This is a genomic window from Staphylococcus sp. 510, from assembly GCF_057219715.1.
In genome coordinates this window covers 29,378-53,482 of record NZ_JBXVVK010000009.1, presented here as the reverse complement: position 1 = coordinate 53,482, position 24,105 = coordinate 29,378, and the positions used below count along the sequence as shown (strand labels likewise).

General features: G+C 32.1%; 23 protein-coding genes. 15 read left to right on the top strand and 8 right to left on the bottom strand.

The window, feature by feature from the left end; all coding sequences use genetic code 11:
- Positions 1–2: 2 nt before the first annotated feature.
- Complete coding sequence (locus AC2D8K_RS08320) at positions 3–914, bottom strand: biosynthetic peptidoglycan transglycosylase (RefSeq protein WP_002452180.1); 912 nt, start codon at positions 912–914, stop codon at positions 3–5.
- Between the two features lie 459 nt (positions 915–1,373).
- On the opposite strand from AC2D8K_RS08320, the gene tyrS reads away from it, so the two are divergent.
- The 3 genes from tyrS to AC2D8K_RS08305 all read left to right on the top strand — a co-directional run bounded on the left by tyrS (position 1,374) and on the right by AC2D8K_RS08305 (position 4,681).
- Positions 1,374–2,636 carry a tyrosine--tRNA ligase gene (tyrS, locus tag AC2D8K_RS08315; RefSeq protein ID WP_002452181.1) on the top strand — a complete coding sequence of 421 codons (1,263 nt, stop codon included), beginning with the start codon at positions 1,374–1,376 and terminating at the stop codon, positions 2,634–2,636.
- A gap of 33 nt (positions 2,637–2,669) precedes the next feature.
- Positions 2,670–3,134: a MarR family winged helix-turn-helix transcriptional regulator gene (locus AC2D8K_RS08310; RefSeq protein WP_002452182.1), complete on the top strand. Its 465-nt coding sequence runs from the start codon at positions 2,670–2,672 to the stop codon at positions 3,132–3,134.
- A gap of 122 nt (positions 3,135–3,256) precedes the next feature.
- On the top strand, positions 3,257–4,681 hold the full coding sequence (locus tag AC2D8K_RS08305) for a DHA2 family efflux MFS transporter permease subunit (RefSeq protein ID WP_484698457.1): 1,425 nt from the start codon (positions 3,257–3,259) through the stop codon (positions 4,679–4,681).
- A 19-nt stretch (positions 4,682–4,700) separates the two neighbouring features.
- Here the strand turns inward: AC2D8K_RS08305 and AC2D8K_RS08300 are convergent, their stop codons facing one another.
- The gene (locus AC2D8K_RS08300; protein ID WP_484698491.1) at positions 4,701–5,939 is read right to left on the bottom strand and encodes a S1C family serine protease; all 1,239 of its coding nucleotides are present in this window, start codon (positions 5,937–5,939) and stop codon (positions 4,701–4,703) included.
- A 189-nt stretch (positions 5,940–6,128) separates the two neighbouring features.
- Here AC2D8K_RS08300 and AC2D8K_RS08295 point away from each other — a divergent pair, with 189 nt between their 5' ends.
- The 3 genes from AC2D8K_RS08295 to AC2D8K_RS08285 all read left to right on the top strand — a co-directional run bounded on the left by AC2D8K_RS08295 (position 6,129) and on the right by AC2D8K_RS08285 (position 7,616).
- Entirely contained in the window at positions 6,129–6,746 is a 618-nt protein-coding gene (locus tag AC2D8K_RS08295; protein WP_002452185.1) for a lysophospholipid acyltransferase family protein, read from the top strand.
- A 155-nt stretch (positions 6,747–6,901) separates the two neighbouring features.
- Entirely contained in the window at positions 6,902–7,243 is a 342-nt protein-coding gene (locus tag AC2D8K_RS08290) for a hypothetical protein (protein WP_002452186.1), read from the top strand.
- 58 nt (positions 7,244–7,301) lie between these two features.
- Positions 7,302–7,616 (top strand): hypothetical protein, encoded by a 315-nt coding sequence (locus AC2D8K_RS08285; RefSeq protein WP_484698454.1) that lies wholly within the window; start codon positions 7,302–7,304, stop codon positions 7,614–7,616.
- Positions 7,617–7,670: 54 nt separating this feature from the next.
- On the opposite strand, the gene AC2D8K_RS08280 is transcribed toward AC2D8K_RS08285, so the two are convergent.
- Entirely contained in the window at positions 7,671–7,997 is a 327-nt protein-coding gene (locus tag AC2D8K_RS08280; RefSeq protein ID WP_002452188.1) for a hypothetical protein, read from the bottom strand.
- Between the two features lie 371 nt (positions 7,998–8,368).
- On the opposite strand from AC2D8K_RS08280, the gene nagE reads away from it, so the two are divergent.
- Together nagE and AC2D8K_RS08270 are read left to right on the top strand one after the other, a co-directional pair.
- The gene (gene nagE, locus AC2D8K_RS08275) at positions 8,369–9,847 is read left to right on the top strand and encodes an N-acetylglucosamine-specific PTS transporter subunit IIBC (RefSeq protein WP_107533095.1); all 1,479 of its coding nucleotides are present in this window, start codon (positions 8,369–8,371) and stop codon (positions 9,845–9,847) included.
- Between the two features lie 102 nt (positions 9,848–9,949).
- The gene (locus AC2D8K_RS08270) at positions 9,950–11,074 is read left to right on the top strand and encodes an HAD family hydrolase (RefSeq protein WP_002452190.1); all 1,125 of its coding nucleotides are present in this window, start codon (positions 9,950–9,952) and stop codon (positions 11,072–11,074) included.
- 68 nt (positions 11,075–11,142) lie between these two features.
- Here the strand turns inward: AC2D8K_RS08270 and serA are convergent, their stop codons facing one another.
- From serA to AC2D8K_RS08255, 3 genes are all read right to left on the bottom strand, one after another.
- Positions 11,143–12,738 carry a phosphoglycerate dehydrogenase gene (gene serA / locus AC2D8K_RS08265; RefSeq protein WP_484698451.1) on the bottom strand — a complete coding sequence of 532 codons (1,596 nt, stop codon included), beginning with the start codon at positions 12,736–12,738 and terminating at the stop codon, positions 11,143–11,145.
- Positions 12,728–13,891 carry a pyridoxal-phosphate-dependent aminotransferase family protein gene (locus tag AC2D8K_RS08260; protein WP_002452192.1) on the bottom strand — a complete coding sequence of 388 codons (1,164 nt, stop codon included), beginning with the start codon at positions 13,889–13,891 and terminating at the stop codon, positions 12,728–12,730. The genes serA and AC2D8K_RS08260 overlap by 11 nt, the downstream gene beginning before the upstream one ends.
- Positions 13,892–14,010: 119 nt before the next feature.
- Positions 14,011–14,451: an OsmC family protein gene (locus tag AC2D8K_RS08255; protein WP_002452193.1), complete on the bottom strand. Its 441-nt coding sequence runs from the start codon at positions 14,449–14,451 to the stop codon at positions 14,011–14,013.
- Between the two features lie 77 nt (positions 14,452–14,528).
- Between AC2D8K_RS08255 and AC2D8K_RS08250 the strand changes: the two genes are divergently transcribed.
- Complete coding sequence (locus AC2D8K_RS08250) at positions 14,529–15,266, top strand: glycerophosphodiester phosphodiesterase (RefSeq protein WP_484698449.1); 738 nt, start codon at positions 14,529–14,531, stop codon at positions 15,264–15,266.
- Positions 15,267–15,692: 426 nt separating this feature from the next.
- On the opposite strand, the gene rpsD is transcribed toward AC2D8K_RS08250, so the two are convergent.
- Positions 15,693–16,295, bottom strand: coding sequence for a 30S ribosomal protein S4 (gene rpsD, locus AC2D8K_RS08245; RefSeq protein ID WP_002452195.1), 603 nt, complete (start codon positions 16,293–16,295; stop codon positions 15,693–15,695).
- 228 nt (positions 16,296–16,523) lie between these two features.
- Positions 16,524–16,988, bottom strand: a complete 465-nt coding sequence (locus AC2D8K_RS08240) for a GAF domain-containing protein (RefSeq protein ID WP_002452196.1) — start codon at positions 16,986–16,988, stop codon at positions 16,524–16,526.
- A 135-nt stretch (positions 16,989–17,123) separates the two neighbouring features.
- On the opposite strand from AC2D8K_RS08240, the gene ezrA reads away from it, so the two are divergent.
- The 6 genes from ezrA to AC2D8K_RS08210 all read left to right on the top strand — a co-directional run bounded on the left by ezrA (position 17,124) and on the right by AC2D8K_RS08210 (position 24,042).
- Entirely contained in the window at positions 17,124–18,818 is a 1,695-nt protein-coding gene (gene ezrA / locus AC2D8K_RS08235; RefSeq protein ID WP_002452197.1) for a septation ring formation regulator EzrA, read from the top strand.
- Between the two features lie 256 nt (positions 18,819–19,074).
- On the top strand, positions 19,075–20,214 hold the full coding sequence (locus AC2D8K_RS08230; protein WP_002452198.1) for a cysteine desulfurase family protein: 1,140 nt from the start codon (positions 19,075–19,077) through the stop codon (positions 20,212–20,214).
- Positions 20,214–21,437, top strand: coding sequence for a tRNA uracil 4-sulfurtransferase ThiI (thiI, locus tag AC2D8K_RS08225; protein ID WP_002452199.1), 1,224 nt, complete (start codon positions 20,214–20,216; stop codon positions 21,435–21,437). The genes AC2D8K_RS08230 and thiI overlap by 1 nt, the downstream gene beginning before the upstream one ends.
- Positions 21,438–21,462: 25 nt before the next feature.
- Positions 21,463–22,239, top strand: a complete 777-nt coding sequence (locus tag AC2D8K_RS08220) for a sulfite exporter TauE/SafE family protein (RefSeq protein WP_484698445.1) — start codon at positions 21,463–21,465, stop codon at positions 22,237–22,239.
- Positions 22,240–22,465: 226 nt separating this feature from the next.
- Positions 22,466–22,960, top strand: coding sequence for a thiol peroxidase (gene tpx / locus AC2D8K_RS08215; RefSeq protein WP_484698443.1), 495 nt, complete (start codon positions 22,466–22,468; stop codon positions 22,958–22,960).
- Between the two features lie 134 nt (positions 22,961–23,094).
- The gene (locus AC2D8K_RS08210; RefSeq protein WP_484698441.1) at positions 23,095–24,042 is read left to right on the top strand and encodes a class I SAM-dependent methyltransferase; all 948 of its coding nucleotides are present in this window, start codon (positions 23,095–23,097) and stop codon (positions 24,040–24,042) included.
- The last annotated feature ends 63 nt before the right edge of the window (positions 24,043–24,105 follow it).

The following is a 24,105-nucleotide window of genomic DNA, read 5'->3' as shown; positions in this document are numbered from 1 at the left end:
ATTTAACCAGCATTTTTATTAGGTTTTGTAAGTAAATGTGATTTAATATGGTATTTTAACGCTTCTTTATACTCTTTTTTAGATATTTTTTCTTCGACCAACATACGTTTTAGTACATAATGTTGTCTCTGAATACTATAATCTATTTGATTGTCTGGTTTTAAGTCACCATTTTCCTTATATGGTGTATAACCGTAAGGGCTTTGTAATAAGCCAATTAAATAAGCTGATTGTGCAACATTTAAATCTTTAGGTGGAATTCCAAATAAACTATAAGACGCCGAAGAGATACCTGTTATATTGGCACCGTTATAATCTCTACCAAAAGGTACAATATTTAAATACGTATAAATAATTTCTTCTTTAGAGAGTATACGTTCAAGTCTTTGTGCTAATATAATTTCATTAGCTTTACGACTATAAGTTTTTTCATTAGAAAGTACTTGGTTTTTAATCAATTGTTGTGTTATCGTGCTGCCACCAGAACTTTGATCATTTTGCATTATATCTTGAAACATTGCTCGTATAATGGCCTTAGGTAAAATGCCATTATGTTGAAAGAATAAGGTGTCTTCTGAAGAAGTTAATGCTTTAATGACGTCTGGACTTACATGTTTTGGACCAACAATTAATGAATTTAAAGAATGATCATATTCATCTAAAATGTCATTGTTTTTATAATTAATTAAGTCATCTCCTGCAAAGTGAATGACCTTATGTTTAAGTGCATGATCACTTATAGATGAAGCATCTTTAGTCAATTGATGAAAGTATATGATGGCTGCTAGCAGGATAATAATCATAAACATCAAACCAATTAGAAAGATGGTAACGATGATATGTTTGAGCTGCTTATATTTCTTTTCAAATTGAAACATTTTATCTTGTTGTTGTTGTTTCATGATTTTATCCATAGCAAACCTCCTTTATGTAGACTTATTATACCATAGTCGTAAAGTTGACTTTTAAAATAATGTTAACTATAATTAATGGCAAATACATAAGTTTCAGATGAAGGACAAGTAGCTTTTTAGAGATTTTTAGAGAGTTAGTGGTTGCTGAGAACTAACATGATCTAACTAGTGAATACACCTTATATAACAGTCTGACGTTTGATTAATGAACGTATCATTAGTAAAGAGAAAAGAGGTATAAATGGGTTTAATTATAAAAACTGTATATACCTTAAATTCAAGTATGGTGGTACCGTGCAATTGCGCCCTTACATTTAAATATGATGTAAGGGTGCTTTTTTGTTGATTAAATAAATCTATAAATCATACTTATACAAATTTTTAGAATTGGTCTTTAATTCTAAGTTTTACGTTCATCTTAACTTATGAAAATACATAATATATAGGAGGAAGAGAAATATGACAAATGCATTAATTGAAGATTTAAAGTGGCGTGGACTGATTTATCAACAAACAGATGAAGCGGGTATAGAGGAATTATTAAATAAAGAGCAAGTAACGCTATATTGTGGTGCAGATCCAACTGCAGATAGTTTACATATTGGTCATTTGCTTCCGTTCTTAACATTAAGACGTTTCCAAGAACATGGGCATCGTCCTATTGTTTTAATTGGTGGCGGAACAGGTATGATTGGGGACCCATCAGGTAAATCAGAAGAACGTGTGTTACAAACAGAAGAACAAGTAGAAGCTAATGTGCAAGGTATTAGTAATCAAATGCATAAATTATTTGAATTTGGTACCGATAAAGGAGCAGTATTAGTAAATAATAAAGACTGGTTAGGCCAAATTTCATTAATTAGTTTCTTACGCGATTATGGTAAGCATGTCGGTGTCAATTACATGTTAGGTAAAGATTCTATCCAAACGCGTTTAGAACATGGTATTTCATATACTGAATTTACGTATACTATTTTACAGGCTATCGATTTCGGACACTTGAATCGTGAATTAAATTGTAAAATTCAAGTCGGTGGTTCAGACCAGTGGGGTAACATTACAAGTGGTATCGAATTGATGAGACGTATGTATGGTCAAACTGAAGCTTATGGATTAACAATTCCTTTAGTAACAAAATCTGATGGTAAGAAATTCGGTAAATCAGAATCAGGTGCTGTTTGGCTAGATGCTGATAAAACAAGCCCATATGAATTTTATCAATTCTGGATTAATCAATCAGATGAAGATGTTATCAAGTTCTTAAAATACTTTACATTCTTGAGTAAAGAAGAAATCGATCAGTTAGAGCAGTCTAAAGAAGAAGCACCTCACAAACGTGAAGCTCAAAAAGCTTTAGCTGAAAATGTGACACGCTTTATCCATGGTGAAGACGCCTTGAATGATGCGATTAGAATTTCACAAGCATTATTTAGCGGTGATTTAAAATCTTTATCAGCAAAAGAATTAAAAGAAGGTTTTAAAGACGTACCTCAAGTTGAATTATCTAAGGATACAACTAATATTATTGATGCATTGATTGAAACAGGCATTGGATCATCTAAACGTCAAGCTCGTGAAGATGTGAATAATGGTGCGATTTATATTAATGGTGAACGCCAACAAGATGTTAACTACGAATTAACTGATGAAGATAAAATCGAAGGTGCGTTTACGATTATTCGTAGAGGTAAAAAGAAATACTTCATGGTTAACTATAAATAGTAGTTGCAATATGTTGTGTCTAGGAGGTAAAGCGTGAATAAAGAAGAAGTCATCATGACAGGATTACGTAACGTGTTTAATAAAATAGCATGGCTAAATAAAAGTGAAATGCAAGAGTCATTAAAGGATTATAAGTCTAGTGAAGTGCATTGCATTGAAGCGATACATGAATTAGACAATCCAAATGTCAGAAGTTTAACGGAGCAGCTATTTATGACAAGAGGTGCAATTAGTAAATTAACGAAACGATTACAATCTAAAAAGTTAATTGAAAGTTATCAAAATGAGCATAATAAAAAAGAAATTTATTTTCGACTTACGCCTAAAGGACAACAAGTTTATCACACACATCAACAACTTCATGCAAAATTTGATGCACGAGATCAAGATGTTTTTGAAAGTTTAACACAACAAGAGTTCGAAAGCATTCAACATTTTATAGAAAAGTATAATCAACATTTGGATAAAGAAATTAAAAATAAAAGACTACAACATTAAGTATGATATTTCGAAAAAAGTGCTCTAATTAATTTTAGAGTACTTTTTTTATCGGAATTTTGTTGACAAGGAAACTAAAAGGGTGTAAATTTGTTGACGAAGAAACAAAAAGGAGACGTTTTATGTCAAAGAAAGCGACACAACATCAGATTCCAAAAGATACAATGAATGCGGCATGGGCAATAGCGATTGGAGCCATTGCACCTATGTTAGATTCAACTATGATAAATATTGGTATTCAACAACTTAATCAAACATTTCATACTAATATAGATATCGTCCAATGGGGGATTACTGGATATATTTTAGCCCTTGCTATAGCTATTCCTTTTTCTGGATGGTTAATGAATCATTTTAATAGTAAATATACTTTTATTATAGCTATGCTAGTTTTTGGTATTACTTCATTATTTGTAGGAATCAGTCCGTCAGTGAGTATATTTATTCTTTTTAGAATCTTTCAAGGATTTAGTGCGGGAGTTATTACATCACTTATGTTTACCTTACTGGTAAAGACTGCTGGACAAGATCATATAGGGAAGGTTATGGCAATCGTCAGTACACCTATGATCTTTGGACCAATTCTCGGCCCTACATTAGGTGGATTTATTATTCATTTTGCCTCATGGCGGTGGATGTTTTTTATTAACATAGTAGTTTCACTCATTTCTGTACTACTCATGATGAAATATGTACCATCATTCAAACCATTAGATAAGCATAAAAAATTAGATATATGTGGAATTCTCTTATTAGGCATTACGAGTGCAACATTGATTTATGGTATCAGTCTAGCTGGTACTATAGGTTCATTTATGGATAGTAAAGTTATGACATTTATATGCATTGGAGTGGCAGCTATTGTTGTTTATATTTTTTATAACAAACTATGCCATTTTAATACGGTACTACCTTTAAATTTGTTTAAAAGTAAAACGTATTCAGCATCAATGACAGGATTATTATTAGCAAATGTGGGTATTATGGGGCCAATGGTTATTCTACCTTTATATTTTCAAGAATTTAAAGGTTATTCTGCTATTGGTGCAGCACTAGCACTAATTCCTCAAGGCATAGGTATGTTAATCACACGACCATATATTGGAACATCTATTGACCGGATAGGATCCAAAAAGGTTATATATATTAGTATCGTGATTGCTATTCTTGGTACAATTCCATTGATATTTGTTGATAATGAATCATCTATTGCATGGTTGTCGTTCATTTTATTTATTCGTGGATGTAGTGTTGGTGGCATCAATTTAGGTTTAATGGCCGATGCCTACAAAGGTGTTTCTCAGAATCAGTTATCAGAAGCTGGCGTAGGAATTAACATGATTGAAAATATTGGTGCAAGTTTTGGTACAGCAATCATAGCAACCGTTGTAGCTTCTAATTTATCCATGAGACATAGTCATCATGAAATGAGTCATTCAATTGTGGGCTTTCATGAAGGTTTTCTAGTTTCAATGATTGCGATTATACTTATTTTAATTCCAACTTATTACTTAGGTGAAAATAAAACAGGTATGGATGAAATCTAATTTCATCCATACCTGTTATTTATTCTGCAAATTGACTTTGTTTTTCAGAAGAAGATTGGCTAGCTGACTGAACTTGTTTCTTTAGTTTCACATTAATCGTTTCAGTTTTACCATCTCGAATAATCGTCAACTTAACGTCTTCACCTGGTTTCTTATTTTCATATAGGTATGTTCGTAAATCTGTGTCTTCTTTTACTGATTTTCCGTCTACCTTAGTAATAATATCTCCTTTTTTCAAGACACTATCGTGATCCACTTTGGCTACATAAACACCAGATTGACTATCTGTATTTAATTCTTTTTTATATGAATCTGGAATATCACTTAAATTAATTAAGCCGATACCAATAGAAGGACGTTCAATTTTACCGTGTTTAACTAATTGTTCAATGGTAACTTTGACCTCGTTACTTGGTATAGCGAATCCAATGCCTTCAACTTGTTCTGAAGCGATTTTCATTGAGTTTATACCAACTAAATTACCATTGATATCTACCAAGGCACCACCAGAGTTACCAGGATTAATTGCTGCATCGGTTTGAAGTACATTCACTTTTGTATTTCCACCAGTAGTATTTGCATCAATCGTACGTTCATTTGCTGAAATGATACCTGAAGTGACTGAATTTGCAAATTCAAGGCCTAGAGGGTTACCCATAGCAAATACGCTATCACCTGTTTGTACTTTAGATGAATTAGCAAAGTCTATAGCTTTGATACCTTTCGTATTATTAATTTTTAATACGGCAATATCAGTGACTGCGTCTTTACCAACTAATTTTGCTTTAACTTGTTTAGAATTGTGTAACTGAACCTTAATCTCAGAAGCACCATCGATAACGTGATTATTAGTAACGATGTATGCTGAACCATCACTGATTTGATAGATGACTCCGGATCCAATACCTGCTTCTTCAGGCTTAGCTGTCTTACCATTCAGTAAATCGTCCAAGTTCGTTGACTTTTGCATATTGATAACACCTACAATTGCTGGCGATACTTCTTTAATCATCTCATGAACTGAACTATACTTATCACTTTTACCGTCTAACTGATTACCACCTTTACTATTTGAAGCTTCATTAACAGTGGCTCCATTTTGATTGAAAATGGTATGATCGAGTAGTTTGCCAATACCCAATACTAGTAATGCACCAATGATACCTGCAATTAATGCAACGAGTATAGTTTTAAACCATGGAAACTTAGGTTTATTATATCGAGATGGCTGATTGTTAGAATCAAAGGATTGATTCATTTGTGTATAATCTGACATATTTGACCTCCAATATAAATATTCTCACAATATAATTATGTAATTTTTTTCACAAAAACGCTAGTTTTCTGCAATCAGACTTTAGACTTATTTAAAGCTTATCTTGTTCAACAAGTATCTAAATGATAAAATCTAAATGTTAAACAGAAAACTATAAGAGTAGGTGTAACTATGTATAGAGTGATTAGTAGTATCTTGTATTTTATTTTAGTTAAGTTAGGTAAATCATTATTTGTTATCGGAAAAGAAAATGTACCGAAAGATAATCAATATGTTGTGACTTGTACACATGAAAGTTATAACGAAGTGATAATGTTAGGTATGGCTATTTATCCAAACCAAATCCATTACATGGCAAAGAAAGAATTATTTAGTAATAAATGGGGCGGTAAATTTTTAACTGCATTAAATGCATTTCCAGTAGATAGAGAAAATCCCGGTCCAAGCACATTAAAACGACCAATTAAATTATTAAAAGAGAATAAAACAGTTGGCATTTTCCCAACGGGTCACAGAACATCTGCAGAAGGTGCGCCATTGAAACGTGGTGCAGCAACAATAGCTATGTTAGGTAAAGCACCTATACTTCCTGCAGCATATGTAGGACCTAAAAAATTACATGGACTGGTTACAGGTCAAGCATTAATCAAATTTGGTGAACCTATTGATACAAGTAATTTACCTAAAGACTTAAAAAGAAATGAAAAAGTAGATTACTTAACAAAAGAAATCGAACGCCAAACAACAGCATTGCAAAAAGAATTAAATGAATTAGCTAAAAATTTATAATTAAACATTAAGGTTGGATAGGGATTCAATGAAATATTTTGAATCATATCCAACCTTTTTAATATGTTTTTTAATGTATAAGTAAATAGACAATATGTGTCCTCCATCATTGTTATGATGTACAAAACATTTTAAATTTTAAGGGGACATTTTAAATGAAAAGAATAATTGTATTATGTTTAGGCATGCTTATTTTGTTAGCAGCATGCGGTAATAAAGTAGATGGTACATATAAAAATGATGAAATGAGCATTAAAGCAAGTAAAGATAGTGATCGTGCAACTTTACATCTAAAATCACTAGAAAATGATGGTGGTATTTTTGGTGTAGAAAAGAATGATGGTAATGTTGAAGGGCGAATTGACAAAGATAAAAAAACAATGACGTTTGAAGTGCAGGATGAAACAATGAAATTTGAATATAAAGTTAAAGGGGATAAACTCATATTAATTAATCCAGATAAAGATGATGAAAAAATTGAATTGAAAAAAGAGTAATTTAATTTTTGAGATTGCATATTTTATACTGAATTTCTAATTGAAAGGTGTAAACAGTATGAAGAAAATAATGGCGATTACGCTTACGATGCTTTTTATATTAACAGCGTGTAGTAATCAAATCTATGGTAAATACAAAGCGGAAGACAATGGCGGGACGATAGAAATTAAGAAAAACAATAAGGTTGAGATTTCTAATGAAAATGAAAAAGAAGTCTTACACGGTAAAATAAATAAAGATGATAAAATCATAACATTATATTATGAAAATCATCCTATGAAAATTGATTATAAGCTAGAAGATGATACATTAAAATTAAAGTTAAAGGCTGGTTCTGACGAAGAAGTTGTCAAAGCAAAAAAAGTAAAATAATGAGTATATATAATGCCCGTTAAAATCATGATTCGATTTTAACGGGCATTAATTTTATTGTTTGATTTTCTCGAATTTTCTCTCACTATCATCGGGTTTTTCATCCGGTTTTTCTAATGCATAAATCGCCTTTTTACCAACTTTTAAATAACCAGTTGAACCGCCCAAATTAATTTTTGCAAGGTCTTTATGGTCCTTATCATCTTTTATTGACCCTTCTGCAGTTTCACCTTCAGTTGTGACTTTGAGAGATTCACCTTTTATAGTGATAATATCACCATTCTCATTTTGCCATTTACCTTCCGCCTTTTTAGTAGGGCTACTTGAACAAGCTACTAATAAAACACTAAAAATTGAAACGATTACTAAAATCTTTTTCATAAAGCTCAACCTCCTTATTGATTGTTATCATTTTATCAAAAAATCAAAATATTGTGTATAATATATTTTGTATAATTTGTTATAAATAGATTAGTATAAAATATCATAATTACTTTTATTTCAATGTGAATTTTAACAGAAGTGTTCTTCTATCAAATTTAAAAAAACAAAAAACTTGAAAAGTTCATAATTAGCATGAAAATGCAATTTTATTTATCTATTGATTCTGATACAATATGTAAGGATATAAGTTGATATGACAGTGATTTACATCATTTTTCATACATATACAAAATTACAAATTAAATGATAAATTTGAGAAATTGAAAATTGTCATTTATCATCCAACAAAAATAAAGGGGGAGTGTTACATGTTTAAATTTTTTCAGAATTTAGGTCGTTCACTGATGTTACCAGTGGCAGTATTACCAGCAGCAGCGATTATAGTTGGTATAGGTAACGCGCTAAACGCTTTACATGCCTTACCTCAAGTGGCTCAATTCTTTGTTGCCGTAGGTACTACTATTCTTGAGCAATTAGGCATATTATTTGCTATAGGTGTAGCCATTGGTATGGCTAAGAAGAATGATGGTGCAGTCGCATTAGCATCAGCATTAGGCTTCTTTGTAGTAACCAAAGTGTTATCACCAGATAAATTAGCGCCTATCTTGCATGTTAAACCTTCTTCATTAGGTGAAGCATTTGACAAGATGGATAACGGCAACGTATTTGTAGGTATCATTATTGGTCTTATTGCGGCGTATACTTATAATCGATTTAGTGAAACAGAGTTACCACTCGCATTATCATTTTTCAGTGGTAAACGTCTGGTACCTATACTAACCGCATTTTTCTGTACATTTATAGCAGTTATTTTATTATTTGTATGGCCAGTGGTTTATAATGCTATCGTAACATTTGGTACTTGGATTGTAGGTATGGGACCATTTGGTGCATTTATATATGGTGTAGCCAATCGTTTATTGATTCCAACAGGCTTACATCATGCATTAAACACAGTATTTTGGTTTGATACAATTGGAATCAATGATATTGGTAAGTTCCAAACAGGTAAAGATGCTGTACATGGTATTACAGGTCGATACCAAGCAGGGTTCTTCCCAATTATGATGTTCGGTATGCCTGCTGCAGCACTAGCAATGTATCATACAGCTAAAACATCTCAACAAAAACAAGTATATGGTTGGTTCTTAGGAAGTGCGATAGCTGCCTTTTTCGTAGGTGTTACAGAGCCAATTGAATTTGCATTTATGTTTGTTGCACCTATATTATATGTTATTCACGCATTGTTAACTGGATTATCATTATTTATTGCTGCTACTTTTCATTGGACAGCTGGATTTTCATTTAGTGCAGGACTCATAGATTACATATTATCTCTAATAAATCCAGTAGCTAATCAACCATTAATGTTATTAGTACAAGGTATTGTATTCTTCATTTTATATTATGTTATCTTTAGATTTGTCATACAGTTCTTTAATTTAAATACCATTGGACGAGGTGACAATGAATTAGTTGATCCAACTGATGAGGATGCGATTGAAAAGGAAAGTGCTGATACTAAGCAAAGTAATGGAAGTAAATATAGTAAATCAGCTTCACAAATTCTTGATGGTTTGGGTGGCGCTCAAAACATTACTTCTTTAACAAATTGTGCAACAAGACTAAGATTAGAGCTTGAAGATAACTCAATCATCGATGAACAGAAAATTAAAAGTGCAGGTGCTGTTGGTGTCACTAAGAGTGGTAAACATTCAACTCAAGTCATCATTGGTACTCATGTACAACAAGTCGCAGACGAAATAGAAAAACAAATCGAATCATAATATTTTTAATAGGGTAGGGCAAATTCATAATTTGAATTTGCTCTATTTATTTACAACATGTATATTATATAGTATCAGAATTTTCTGAAAGGGAGTTTATAGATGAAGTCAGTATTGTTTGATGTAGATGGTGTTTTTTTAAGTGAAGAACGTTGCTTTGATGTTTCAGCTTTGACTGTCTATGAATTACTAATGGATCAAAGTTATTTAGGATTGAAACCTGATATAGATTTAAGTCTTCTTGAAAATGAAGATATTGATCGAATTAGAGCAGATATATTCGTCAACGATGATGTTTTAAAAAAGTTGAAGTCACTTGGTTTAAACTCAAATTGGGACATGTTATATATTGTCTTTAGTTTACATTATATTCAGATATTAAAAGCATTACCATCTGATGAAGTAGAAAAGATACTTCAGTCTCAACAAATTAATGGAGAACAGTTACAACATATAGGTCAATTGATAAAATCTAATTATCAAATTGATTACCAATTGCCACTTAAATTTTTAGAACATGTTCAAAGCGGAAAGTCTAATATTTTCTCTCGATTACAAGAGTATGCGAGAAATGAATTAAATACGAACAATGTATCATACTTTGATTTTAAAAGTCCGCTTTGGCATTTAACACAATCTATATATCAAGAATGGTATTTAGGGTCAACATTGTTTAAAGAAGTTGAAGGTCATGCACCGTACAAGCAAAATAAAAGTGGTTTTATTCATCAAGAAATTTTATTACGTCCTATTAAAGAGATTCAAGATCTACTCAATGATTTGAAAGCTAGTGGCTATCAAATTGCGATTGCTACAGGTAGACCAAGAACGGAAACACTCGTGCCATTTCAAACACTGAATCTACTTTCATATTTTGATGAAAAGCACATTGTGACAGCAAGCGAAGTGTTAAAAGCTGAAACTATGTTTGCTGAATATAAACCTTTAGGAAAGCCAAATCCGTTTAGTTATATAGCAACATTAAGTGGTAATAAGAAAGATGAATACTTCAAATATATAACACATCAAAATAATATAGTTAAAAAAGAGGAAGTATTTATTGTAGGTGATTCATTAGCGGATTTATTAAGTGCAAAGAAAATAGGTGCTACATTTATAGGAACTTTAACTGGATTAAAAGGTGAACAGGCTAAGACAGAATTAGAAAATAACGATGCCGATTATATTGTTAATCATGTGGGAAATATCCGCGACATATTATTATAAAAAAAGCTACAGAATATATGAGAGATGTTATGATGTCATCAATCACATATTTTGTAGATTTTATTGATTTAAAGTGTTAGTTTAGTACTTATAATTTTATTGAATGGTATCGCATTGTTAAGTTCAGTAACAAGGGTTTGTGATGCTGGTTGGTCAATAGATAGTATCATTAATGCTTGACCACCTTCAATTGTTCTACCTAAAGTCATTGAACCAATATTAATACCGTTATCTCCTAATAAATTACCTGTTTTACCAACTATACCTGGTTGGTCATTGTGACATGTAACGATTTGATACTGATTAGGTTTGAAATCTAAAGAGAAATTATTGATTCTAACAATTCTTGGGCCAAAACCGGACAATACCGTACCACCAATTTTAATTGTGTCTTTATCATTTGATAATGACAATTCAATATAGTTACTAAAACCTGATTCGTTTTTATTTTTTTCAATTTGATAGGTTACATCTTGCTGATTTAATAAAGCTAAAGCATTGATAATATTGACTTCATCTCCAAAGTCTTCTTTTAAAATATTAGATACTATGGTTCTTGATATTAGGCTTGTATCAATTTTTGCTACATCTCCGCCATAAGTAATCGTTACTTCACTCGGTGCACCTTCTAAGAGTTGGATACCAAATTCCCCAATTGTAGTGGCTAATGATAAGTAATCTTTTACATTTTGGTCAACCTCATTCATATCCATTTTAGGTGCGTTGACTGCATGTTCGACAGTCCCTTTAGTTAATATATCAATGATTTCATTTGAAACAGAGACAGCTACTTTTTCTTGTGCTTCAACAGTTGATGCACCTAAATGTGGTGTCACTATAATTTTATCATGTTTAATTAATGGCGAATCTAAAGGGGGTTCATGCTCAAATACATTTATGGCAGCTCTTGAAATTTGAGCATGGTCTAAAGCATTGATAAGTGCATCTTCATCAATTATCCCACCTCGGGCTACATTGATTATTTGTAAATTAGGTTTCGTTTTTTTAAAGAAGTTATCTCCGACAATACCTTTTGTTTTAGGTGTTAAAGGCGTATGGACGGTTACAAAATCTGACTTTGAAGCAATCTCATCTACAGTAGCCAATTGAATATCTAATGATTTGGCTTTGTCTTCTGTTAAATATGGGTCAAAGGCCAATATTTGCATTCCAAAACTTTGTGCACGTTTTGCTACACCTAAACCAATACGTCCAGCACCAATAATACCTAATGTTTTCTTATACAATTCTGTGCCACGAAACGCTTTTCTATTCCACTCTCCAGCTTTTAGAGATTGATGCGCTTGTGGAATATTTCTAGCCATAGCCAAAATCATTGCGATGGAATGTTCAGTTGCTGAGATGGTATTGCCATCCGGTGCATTGATGACTAGTATACCTTTTAATATCGCAGCTTCAATATTTATATTATCTACGCCAACACCTGCTCTAGCAATTACTTTTAAATTTGATGCAGCTTCAATAATTTGGTCAGTAATTTGTGTTTGACTTCTCACGATTAACCCTTCATAGTCAGGAATTATATTTACCAATGTCTCTTCTGTTAAATCAGTTTGAATATCGACGTCAAAGTCAGGATGTTCTAATAAACTTTTAATACCGTCATCTGAAATAGGATCCGAAACTAAAATTTTATGACTCATGCTGTATTACCTCCATAAATTTTGATACACCTGTACCAATATAATTTGAGTTTCTATATTCAGTAAGAATAAGTTCTAATGCGGAAACAACGGATAGAATATCAAATGGGGAGACTTTACCCATATGACCAATTCTAAGTATTTCTCCTTTAAGATGCCCTTGACCACCTGCAATAGTAATATTAAATCTAGATTTAAGTTGATTTTTAATTATTGTCAATTCATCTTTGGAATTTGGAATAAATGCTGTAACGGTAGGGGAAGCAACTTCATCTTTTTTAACTAATACGTCGAGGTCTAGTGCTTTAAGAGCATGTCGTAACGCATCTCGAATAATATAATGACGTTGAATAACATGGTTCAAACCTTCATGCTTAACTAAGTCAACATATGCATTCACACCTCTAAATAATGAAACATTTGGTGTAAAAGGAGTAGAGTGTTTAGTAGATGAATCTATATATTTGTTTAAATCAAGATAAAATCTTGGTGTTGTAACTTCTTTGAATCTTGATTTCGCTCTAGTGCTATAAGCGACAAAAGCTAAACCTGGTGGTAACATAATTGCTTTTTGACTACCTGACACTAAAACATCAATATGGTCTTTGACCAAGTCAACATCGACGGCACCAATACAACTTACGCCATCAACTATAAAATAGATATCTGAATCATAAGATTTAATTTCTTGTCCAAGTACATGGATAGGGTGTAATACACCAGTAGATGTTTCACAAAATTGGGTAAAAATAGCAGTGACTTTGACATTTAAACTTTTAAGAAAATCTAAAAATGAATTAACATTGACTGCTTCGCCCCAAGAAACGTCATAGACGTGGATATTTTTATAATAAGTCTCAGCTATTTGTTTGAATCGATTGCCAAAGGCGCCTGAAACAATAATGACGATATGATCCTCAGGATTAGCGATATTTAACATACTTGCTTCTAATACACTCGTACCACTAGATGTTAATATTAAGACATCATTTTGGGCACCGAATATTGGTTTTAAGCCACTATAAGCATCTTCAGCAATCACTTCAAAATCCGAAGAACGATGGCCTACCATAGGTAATTGAATTTGGGACATAATTTCATCGGGTACTGGGGTTGGTCCTGGTGTAAGTAAAAGGGGTTGATAATAATGCATAAGTCATTCCTCCAAGTGTAATATTGAACCATTTTAACAAAAATTCTGAAAATTTAAAAGGTTAAATAAATCGCTGTCAGATTTAAGCAATGATTTTCATCAATCTGACAGCTTTATAGTTATTTTATAATTGGTTCAATGTGAACTATGACGTTGTTTTTAATCGAGTTAGAAATCATACAATTATTATCAGCAATTTTTAATAATTTTGGTAATCGCTTTTCTAAATTGTCTTTATCTTTGTCTGCTACTTTGATTTCTGGATAATGTGTAATGGATGTCATTTTGAATTTTGCATTTTCAAATACAGCATTGCCGATGGATTGCTGTGTAATTGAAATGTCTTTATAACCAGCTCTTTCAAGTGTTGCTGCCAAGGAAATAATATAGCAAGATGATGCTGCGCTAACTAATAGTTCGTCAGGATTGGTACCCACACCAGTACCTTCTAAAGAGGCTGGAATAGATATTTGTTCATTAATCACGTCGCCAGTTACTTGACCAACTTCATTTCTACCACCTTGCCAAGTGGTTTGAACTTTAAAGTCATGTTGGACCATTTAGATTGACCTCCTGTGTCATTATGGTAATTTAAGTTTAGAATATTATTAATCAGATTAAAAGAAAGGTGACTTTCATGTCGAATGAACATTCAAATCAATCATATCAATTAATTGCTCATCGTGGTTTACCACAAGACTATCCTGAAAATACATTAATAGGCTACCAACATGCTTTCGCATTACCTATAGATATGTTAGAAATTGACATACATTATACTAAGGATAAGCAACTTGTTGTCATTCACGACGATACGATAGATCGTACATCTAATGGTAAAGGTAAAGTTAAAGATTATACATTAGAAGAATTAAAAAAATTGGATTTTGTTTCTTATCATCAGGGTCATTTTGAAGGCGAACAAATTCCAACATTTGATGAAGTATTAGATTTACATTCTCGAAGTTCAAAAAAATTACTGATTGAAATTAAAAAGCCAAGCCAATATCCGGGCATTGAAAAGATGATTGTAGATCAACTTAAAGAGGAACAAGTTCCAACACATAAGGTAATCTTGCAATCTTTTGATTTTGACAGTGTCAGTAAATTAGCGCATATGAATGTGCCTTATGAACTAGGTGTGTTAATAAGTAAGAAAAAATATTGGTATAAATCACCAGATTTTAAAGCGATTGCAAAAATTGCTAACTATATTAATCCTAATTATAGCATTGTTAACAAACATTTTATGGAAAAAGCACATGCTGAGCATTTAAAAGTGATGCCATATACAGTTAATGATTCTAAAGAAGCAAGAAAACTCATAGACCTAAATATTGATGGCATTATTACGGATATACCTGACCGATTATAAAGATAAATCACTATAGAAAAGGGGGGGAGTAGAATAGAAATAATAAAGAACCACTAATCATTTATGATGTAGTGGTTCTTACGCATTAGCCACAGCTAATGTGTACTTTAAAATAGGAATGCATGAGTGAAACTCATGCATAAGAAATACTAATTTCTAAAGAAAAAGTATTTCTTTATCGTTATCCATCTCCAACTTGCATTGTCTGTAGATTTTCTTTTCGAAATTCTATATGTTTGGGGCCCGTGCCCCGGCATAGTTGACTAGAAATGAAAATACTTATTATAAGTGCTTTTTCATTTCAGTCAACTAAAGCCTAAATATAAATGTAACTTGACGTATATATCTATGTCCCAGCCTGTAATTATTTATGGAAATAAAAAAACACCCAATCTCCAAAGAGAAAGGGTGAAGAATATAAACATATTATCTTGAGTAGTACTCAACGATTAATTGTTCATTGATTTCAGCTGGTAACTCGCTACGTTCAGGGAAACGAACGAAAGTTCCTTTTAAGCTGTCTGCATCAAAGTTTAAATATTCAGGAACAAAGTTGTTGATTTCAACAGACTCAGTAATGATATTTAATTTTTGAGATTTTTCACGAACAGCGACTTCTTGACCAGGTTTTAATGAATATGATGGGATGTCTACGCGACGGCCATCAACTTCGATGTGACCATGGTTAACTAATTGACGTGCTTGACGACGTGTACGAGCTAAACCTAATGAGTAAACTACTGCGTCTAAACGACTAGCAAGTAAAATCATGAAGTTTTCACCGTGTACACCGTATTGTTTAGCAGCGATGTCAAATGTGTTACGGAATTGACGTTCTGTCATTCCATATAAGTAACGTAATTTTTGTTTTTCACGTAATTGTAAACCATATTCTGATAATTTTTTACGTTGGTTTGGACCATGTTGTCCTGGTGCGTAAGGACGTTTTTCTAATTCTTTACCTGTACCGCTTAAAGAAATACCTAAGCGACGAGATTTTTTCCAGTTTGAACCTCTGAATCGAGCCATAATAAGACTCCTCCTTTTTCTTTTTTGTTGTTATGAATAAACAAAAAAGAGTGTTATATGCTTATTAAGATATGTTGTTTTATGTGTCTTCACCTTATAGCGACAGTTACACGGCACGTCCGCATTGGGAACAACATAGCGCTCAATAATATACAACTGCTATTTTCGTTAATTCACACAAACTTCATTGTAACAGTTTATGCGTAAGAGTCAATACTTTTAATTCAACTATTTAATTTGGTTTTCTATTATCGAAACAACTTTTTCCAATTCTTTGCGGTCTTCATTATTAAATCTATTTTTAATTGGCGCATCAATATCTAAAACACCAATAATTTCATTGGCCTTATGTATTGGAATGACAATTTCTGAATTACTATTGGCATCACATGCTATGTGTCCAGGAAATTGGTGGACATCTTTTACAACTTGTGTTTCATTATTAGAGACTGCTGTACCACAAACGCCTTTACCAATTTGTATATGGACACAAGCAGGGTGTCCTTGGAAAGGACCTAAGATGAGTTCGTTATTTTCAATTAAGTAAAAACCAACCCAATTAACTTGGTCTAAGTGATCATTGAGAAGTGCAGATGTGTTACTCAATATCGCTATTAAATTTGATTCATCCTCTATTAAGCTAATGAGTTGTTTTTGTAGTAAGTCATAATTTGTGTTTTTGATGTCTGACATATTGTCTCCCCTTAACCGTTATTTTATATAAGTATAAGGTGTTTAAAATATTCTATCAATAAATACATTTTCTGATTTAATGAAAAGACAAATTACGTTATAATATAGAGTGATAACATAGGAGGAGAAGTATATATGGTGTTATATATCATTTTAGCAATAATAGTTATTATATTGATTGCTGTGGGTATCATGTTCTACTTGCGATCGAATAAACGACAGCTCGTTGAAAAAGCTGAAGAACGTAAATTAGATATTGAAAAATTACCTTTTGATCAAAATATTAAAAAATTATCTAGTTTAAACCTAAAAGGTGAAACTAAAACGAAGTACGATGCAATGAAGAAAGACAACTTAGAAAATACTAATCAATACTTAGCTCCTGTCGAGGAAAAAATTCACAACGCTGAAGAACTTTTAGATAAGTTTAACTTTTCAGGTGCTCAAGCAGAAATTGATGATGCGCATGAATTAATGGATCAATACGAAGCAAGTTATAATAATCAAGTTTCACAAGTGGATGAAATAGTTGCATTACATAAAGATAACGAAGCATTATATGAAAAATGTAAAGTAGATCATCGTGAAATGAAACGAGATATATTAGCTAATCGTCACCAATATGGTGAAGCAGCTGGTCCATTAGAATCAGAAATTGAAAACTTTGAACCAAAGTTATCTCAATACGAAGTTTTAAAAGCCGACGGAAATTATGTTCAAGCGCATAACCATATTTCAGCTTTACATGAAGAAATGCAACAATTAAAAGAATATATGGAAGAAATACCAGAATTAATTCGTGAAGCTCAAAAAGAACTTCCTGGTCAATTCCAAGATTTAAAATATGGTTGTAGAGATTTAAAAGTCGAAGGCTATGATTTAGATCATGTTAAAGTAGATGGTACTGTTCAAAGCCTTAAAACAGAATTGAGTTTCGTAGAACCAATGATTAGTAGATTAGAATTAAATGAAGCGAATGACAAACTTGAATATATCAATGATAAGTTAGATGAAATGTATGACTTAATCGAACATGAAGTTAAGGCAAAGAATGAAGTTGAAGAAACTAAAGATGTTATCACTGATGACTTATTCAAAGCCAAAGACATGAATTATACATTGAAAACAGAAATTGAATATGTTCGTGAGAATTACTATATTAATGAATCAGATGTTCAAAGCGTAAGACAGTTTGAAAATGAAATTCAAAATCTTATCTCAGTATATGATGAGATTCTTAAAGAAATGTCTAAGTCGGCTGTTAGATATAGTGAAGTACAAGATAATTTACAATATTTAGAAGATCATGTAAGTGTGATTAATGAAAAGCAAGATAAATTACAAAATCATTTAATTCAATTACGTGAAGACGAAGCTGAGGCAGAAGATAACTTATTGCGCGTACAATCTAAAAAAGAAGAGGTTTATCGACGCTTATTAGCTTCTAACTTAACTAGCGTGCCAGAACGATTCATTATTATGAAGAATGAAATCGATTATGAAGTACGTGAAGTTGATGAACAATTTAGTCAAAGACCAATTCACGTCAAACAATTAAAAGATAAAGTTGCTAAAATCGTCATTCAAATGAATACATTTGAAGATGAAGCGAACGATGTATTAATTAACGCAGTTTATGCTGAAAAGCTAATTCAATATGGTAACAGATACCGTAAAGATCACCAAAGTGTTGATAAAAGCTTAAATGAGGCAGAACGTTTATTTAAAAACAATCGTTATAAGCGTTCTATTGAAATTTCAGAACAAGCACTTGAAAGTGTAGAACCTGGTATTACGAAACATATTGAAGAGCAAGTAATTAAATCATAACGATTTTAATTAATAATAAGACATGGTTTCCATTTAATTGGAAGTCATGTCTTTTATTTTTACAAAAAAATAGTATAATGCATGAGTATGCTTATTTAGAAATGCTTTTTAATAGTTAAATAACGAATAAATATAATTAAACTGAATAAATAATTACTCATAGTAGTCTAAGTATAGAAATATACTATATCAATGATATTTGACAGTAGTATATAAAATTAGCTAAGTAAAAAATGTAGAAAGTGAAGTGTTATCAGTGATTTATTTAGATAATGCAGCAACAACCAAAGTAGATCCTAGTGTTTTGAATTCCTTTGTAAAGGTAAATGAGACACTTTATTATAATCCTAATAGTCCTCATCAGGCTGGCTTACAAGCAGAAAAATTGTTGCAACAAGCGAAAGAACAAATTAATCAAGCACTAAGATTAAATCACTCATATGATATTATTTTTACAAGTGGTGCTACAGAATCTAATAATATGGCGTTAAAAGGAATAGCTTATCGCAAAAAAGATACAGCCAATGAAATCATAACCTCTGTATTAGAACACCCTTCAGTATTAGAAGTAGTGAGATATTTAGCTGAAAAAGAAGGTTTTGTATTAAAATATGTCAATGTTCAATCAAATGGGCAGATAGATATCGAGCATTTGAAGTCCATAATGAATGAACGGGTAGGCCTTGTAACATGTATGTATGTCAATAATATTATGGGGCAGATTCAACCAATACAACAAATTGTCAATGTACTAAAAGATTACCCTAAAGCGCACTTTCATGTAGATGCGGTACAAGCTTTAGGAAAAATACCGTTCAATATAGAAGGTATTGATAGTTTGAGTTTAAGTGGTCATAAATTTAACGGTTTAAAAGGACAAGGACTTTTGATCACTAGAACAGCACATAATATCGAGCCCATTATACATGGTGGAGGTCAAGAATATGGCGTTCGCAGTGGTACAGTTAATTTACCAATGGCAGTATCAATGGCAAAAGCCATTAATAATGCTATGAAACAGACAGATGAATTGCATCAAAGATTGTCTTCTTACCAACAACAAATTAGAGCCATGGTTCAAACATACCCTGGTATTAAAATTAATTCTCCTGAAGATGCTGCACCACAAATCATCAATTTAGGATTTCCTGGTGTTAAAGGGGAAGTTTTAGTCAATGCGTTCTCAAAACAAGATATTATGGTATCTACTACGAGCGCTTGCTCTTCTAAAAGGGGTAAACTCAATGAAGTATTGCTTGCAATGGGTATTTCTGACCGACAAATTGAAGGAAGTATTAGAATATCAATGGGACAGATGACTACACAAAAAGATATCGATAACTTTAAAGATAAATTTGAAATTATATATGAAGAAGTGAAGGAGTTGTTGAAGTAATGAGATATGACCACTTAATAGTTAGATATGGTGAGTTAACACTTAAAGGTTCAAACCGTAAAAAATTTGTGAATCAATTAAAAACTAATGTGACACGAGCTTTGAAACCTTTAGAAGGATTCCATATTAAAGGTAAAAGAGATCGTATGTACATAGAGTTGTTCGAAGAAGCGGATATTGATGAAATCATACATCGATTATCCAAAGTGTATGGTATTAAATCAATCAGTCCGGTATTGAAAACAGAAAAGAATGATCAAGCCATGGCTAATGTCGCTGTGCAATTAGCGCAATCATTTGATCATGGTTCAACATTTAAGATTGACGTTAAGCGATCAGATAAGTCTTATCCTAAAGATACTTATGAGCTACAGCGAGAAATTGGTGGAGCAGTATTAAAAAATGTGGAAGGACTAACAGTAGATGTGAGACAACCACAACATGAAATTCGTGTAGAAGTGCGTTTAGATGCAATCTATATTTATGTGGAAGTCATTCAAGGATCCGGAGGTTTACCAGTTGGTACAGGCGGTAAAACGCTTTTGATGTTATCTGGAGGAATTGATTCACCTGTTGCAGGTATGGAAGTAATGAAACGTGGTGTGACAATTGAAGCGATACATTTCCATAGTCCGCCATTTACGAGTGAAAAAGCTAAAGAAAAAGTTATAGAACTGACACGTATAATGTCTGAACGTGTTGGTCCAATTAAATTACACATCGTGCCTTTTACAGATTTACAAAAACAAATCAATAAGTCAGTACATCCAAGATATACGATGACTTCCACTCGTCGATTAATGATGAGAGTGGCTGATCAATTAGTGCATAAAATTGGCGCTTTAGGTATCGTCAATGGTGAAAACCTTGGACAAGTTGCAAGTCAAACACTCAATAGCATGTATGCGATAAATCACGTTACATCAACGCCAGTGTTACGCCCTTTATTAACGCTTGATAAGGAAGATATTGTGAAAAAGGCTAAAGAAATTGGTACTTTCGAAGTTTCCATTCAACCTTATGAAGATTGTTGTACCATTTTCACCCCTAAAAACCCAGTAACAGAACCAGACTTTGATAAAGTTGTAGAATACGAAAGTGTATTTAACTTTGATAGTATGGTGGATGAAGCTGTCGAGAACATTGAAACAATTATGGTAGATAAAAATTATAAATCTGAAAAAGATAAATCAACTGATGCTTTAATGGAAGATTTATTCTAATAAATAATCGCAAAGGGGTCATGACATGGAATGGGATATATATGTCATATTGATTATTGTTTTGTTTGGATTTTTAGCATCATTTATTGATTCAGTCGTAGGTGGTGGAGGATTAATTTCTACTCCTGCACTACTAGCAATAGGTTTGCCATCTGCAGTAGCACTAGGAACAAATAAATTAGCAAGTTCATTTGGGACACTGACAAGCACCATCAAGTTTATTAGATCAGGCAATGTTGATTTGAAAATAGTATCCAAACTGTTTCCATTTGTCCTTATAGCATCATCAGGTGGTGCTTATTTAGCAACTCTATTACCTGCACAACTTTTAAAACCATTAATTATTATTGCATTGTCATTAGTATTTATTTATACCTTAGTAAAAAAAGATTGGGGTTCAGTTAGGACGTTCACCACTTTCACACGAATGAAAGCCATTATGTTTGTCATGGCATATCTTATTATCGGTTTCTATGATGGATTTATTGGTGGTGGTACAGGGTCATTCATGTTATTTGTATTACTTATGTTTGGATTTGACTTTTTAAGTGCAGCAGGCAATGCTAAAGTACTCAATTTCGCATCCAATATAGGGGCTTTAATCTTATTTATGATATTAGGACAAGTTGATTATTTTTATGGACTAATAATGGCAGTCAGTATGATCATAGGTTCATATGTGGGTGCACAATTCGCCATAAGTAAAGGTGTGGGTTATGTTAAATTGTTATTTATAACAGTCACTGCACTATTGATACTTAAAAATGCATATGACTACTTATTACCTTTTTTTACAAATTAATATAATTAAAATGAAAGCAAATCTTTATTGAAGTAGATGGACTTAAACGTAAGTACTATCAATTCATAATAAGATTTGCTTTTTGAATAAATCGAATGTTCCTTAGTAAAAATATTTAACACTATATATAACGAATTTTTAAGATATAAAAGTTTAAAATTGAATTTGGTCATATTGATGTCGTATGATATTAATGGATGAAAAATATAAATAGGAGGTCATATATATGACTGAAATTACATTTAAAAATAACCCAGTAACATTATCAGGACAACAAGTGAATGAGGGAGATGTTGCACCTAATTTCACAGTATTAGATAACGATTTAAATCAAAAATCTTTAGATGACTATGCTAATAAGAAAAAATTGATCAGTGTAGTACCATCTATTGATACTGGTGTATGTGATCAACAAACACGTAAGTTTAATGAAGAAGCATCACAAGAAGATGGTGTTGTATTAACAATTTCAGTTGACCTACCATTTGCACAAAAAAGATGGTGTGCATCTAATGGTTTAGATAATGTGGTAACATTAAGTGACCATAGAGATTTATCATTCGGTGAAAACTTTGGTGTGGTGATGGAAGGCATGCGATTATTAGCTCGTTCAGTATTCGTACTAGATCAAGACAACAAAGTGGTATATAAAGAAATTGTAAGTGAAGGTACAAACTTCCCAGATTTCGAAAAAACCTTAGAATCATACAAAAATTTATAACTATTTGTCTAAAGATGGAAACTTTTAGATAGTAGTGTGAGAAATAAGCATCCATTGTTTTTTACAAGTGATAATATGACATCAACTGATTTCACTATGAAAGCGATGGATGCTTTTTATAGAGAGGGATTTAAATGGCAGAAGAAAATACGATTATGGAAAGATTATTCCATCACTTAGATGAAAAAGCTAAAACTTTAAACCAAGAAAATGGACAAAGTTTTATAGAAAATCTAGGGTTAGCAATGGAAGATATCTATACTAATCAACGAGAAATGTTAGAACAAGCTACTCTTCAAGATAGAAGAAAAGCATTCCAATTTGCATATTTAAGTTTAATGCAAGAAGAAAATATACAGGCTAATCATCAAATCACACCAGATTCAATTGGTTTAATTTTAGGTTTCTTAGTTCAACGATTTACACAAGATAATGACGAGTTGCATGTGGTTGATATTGCAAGTGGTGCAGGTCACTTAAGTGCTGCTTTTAAAGAAGTGTTAACTGAGACAACAATTATGCATCATCTTATTGAAGTGGATCCAGTGCTTTCTAGAGTGAGCGTTCACCTTGCAAACTACCTAGAAATACCTTTCGATGTATATCCACAAGATGCTATTATGCCACTACCATTAGAAGAATCTGATATTGTAATTGGTGATTTGCCTATTGGTTATTATCCAGTAGATGACCGTAGTAAAGAAATGAAACTAGGTTTCAAAGAGGGGCATAGTTACTCCCATTACTTACTTATTGAACAAGCTGTTAATGCATTAAAAGGGGCAGGATATGCATTTTTAGTTGTTCCAAGCGAGTTATTCTCAGGAGAACATGTGAAACAGTTAGAAAAATTCATTACTACAGAAACAGAAATGCAAGCATTTTTAAATTTACCATCTACGTTATTTAAAAATGAAAAAGCGCGTAAATCTATACTGATATTACAGAAGAAAAAAGCAGATGTAACAAAACCAGTTGAAGTATTCCTAGCGAATATTCCTGATTTTAAAAACCCACAACAATTCCAAGGTTTTATAACTGAATTAAATCAATGGATGGACACAAATCATACAAAAAAATAATCTGTAACAGTATAGAATTCAAACTGTATTAATGATAAAATAAAATGTGAAAAATATAACTAA

Excerpts from the sequence above, each read along its gene's own strand:
- AC2D8K_RS08290 (WP_002452186.1), top strand. The coding sequence starts at position 6,902 with ATGAAAAGAATAATTGTATTATGTTTAGGCATGCTTATTTTGTTAGCA.
- AC2D8K_RS08250 (WP_484698449.1), top strand. The coding sequence starts at position 14,529 with ATGTCGAATGAACATTCAAATCAATCATATCAATTAATTGCTCATCGT.
- AC2D8K_RS08220 (WP_484698445.1), top strand. The coding sequence starts at position 21,463 with ATGGAATGGGATATATATGTCATATTGATTATTGTTTTGTTTGGATTT.
- AC2D8K_RS08270 (WP_002452190.1), top strand. The coding sequence starts at position 9,950 with ATGAAGTCAGTATTGTTTGATGTAGATGGTGTTTTTTTAAGTGAAGAA.
- rpsD (WP_002452195.1), bottom strand. The coding sequence starts at position 16,295 with ATGGCTCGATTCAGAGGTTCAAACTGGAAAAAATCTCGTCGCTTAGGT.
- AC2D8K_RS08260 (WP_002452192.1), bottom strand. The coding sequence starts at position 13,891 with ATGCATTATTATCAACCCCTTTTACTTACACCAGGACCAACCCCAGTA.
- AC2D8K_RS08305 (WP_484698457.1), top strand. The coding sequence starts at position 3,257 with ATGTCAAAGAAAGCGACACAACATCAGATTCCAAAAGATACAATGAAT.
- nagE (WP_107533095.1), top strand. The coding sequence starts at position 8,369 with ATGTTTAAATTTTTTCAGAATTTAGGTCGTTCACTGATGTTACCAGTG.
- AC2D8K_RS08285 (WP_484698454.1), top strand. The coding sequence starts at position 7,302 with ATGAAGAAAATAATGGCGATTACGCTTACGATGCTTTTTATATTAACA.
- AC2D8K_RS08210 (WP_484698441.1), top strand. The coding sequence starts at position 23,095 with ATGGCAGAAGAAAATACGATTATGGAAAGATTATTCCATCACTTAGAT.
- serA (WP_484698451.1), bottom strand. The coding sequence starts at position 12,738 with ATGAGTCATAAAATTTTAGTTTCGGATCCTATTTCAGATGACGGTATT.
- tyrS (WP_002452181.1), top strand. The coding sequence starts at position 1,374 with ATGACAAATGCATTAATTGAAGATTTAAAGTGGCGTGGACTGATTTAT.
- AC2D8K_RS08295 (WP_002452185.1), top strand. The coding sequence starts at position 6,129 with ATGTATAGAGTGATTAGTAGTATCTTGTATTTTATTTTAGTTAAGTTA.
- tpx (WP_484698443.1), top strand. The coding sequence starts at position 22,466 with ATGACTGAAATTACATTTAAAAATAACCCAGTAACATTATCAGGACAA.
- thiI (WP_002452199.1), top strand. The coding sequence starts at position 20,214 with ATGAGATATGACCACTTAATAGTTAGATATGGTGAGTTAACACTTAAA.
- AC2D8K_RS08320 (WP_002452180.1), bottom strand. The coding sequence starts at position 914 with ATGGATAAAATCATGAAACAACAACAACAAGATAAAATGTTTCAATTT.
- ezrA (WP_002452197.1), top strand. The coding sequence starts at position 17,124 with ATGGTGTTATATATCATTTTAGCAATAATAGTTATTATATTGATTGCT.
- AC2D8K_RS08280 (WP_002452188.1), bottom strand. The coding sequence starts at position 7,997 with ATGAAAAAGATTTTAGTAATCGTTTCAATTTTTAGTGTTTTATTAGTA.
- AC2D8K_RS08240 (WP_002452196.1), bottom strand. The coding sequence starts at position 16,988 with ATGTCAGACATCAAAAACACAAATTATGACTTACTACAAAAACAACTC.
- AC2D8K_RS08255 (WP_002452193.1), bottom strand. The coding sequence starts at position 14,451 with ATGGTCCAACATGACTTTAAAGTTCAAACCACTTGGCAAGGTGGTAGA.
- AC2D8K_RS08300 (WP_484698491.1), bottom strand. The coding sequence starts at position 5,939 with ATGAATCAATCCTTTGATTCTAACAATCAGCCATCTCGATATAATAAA.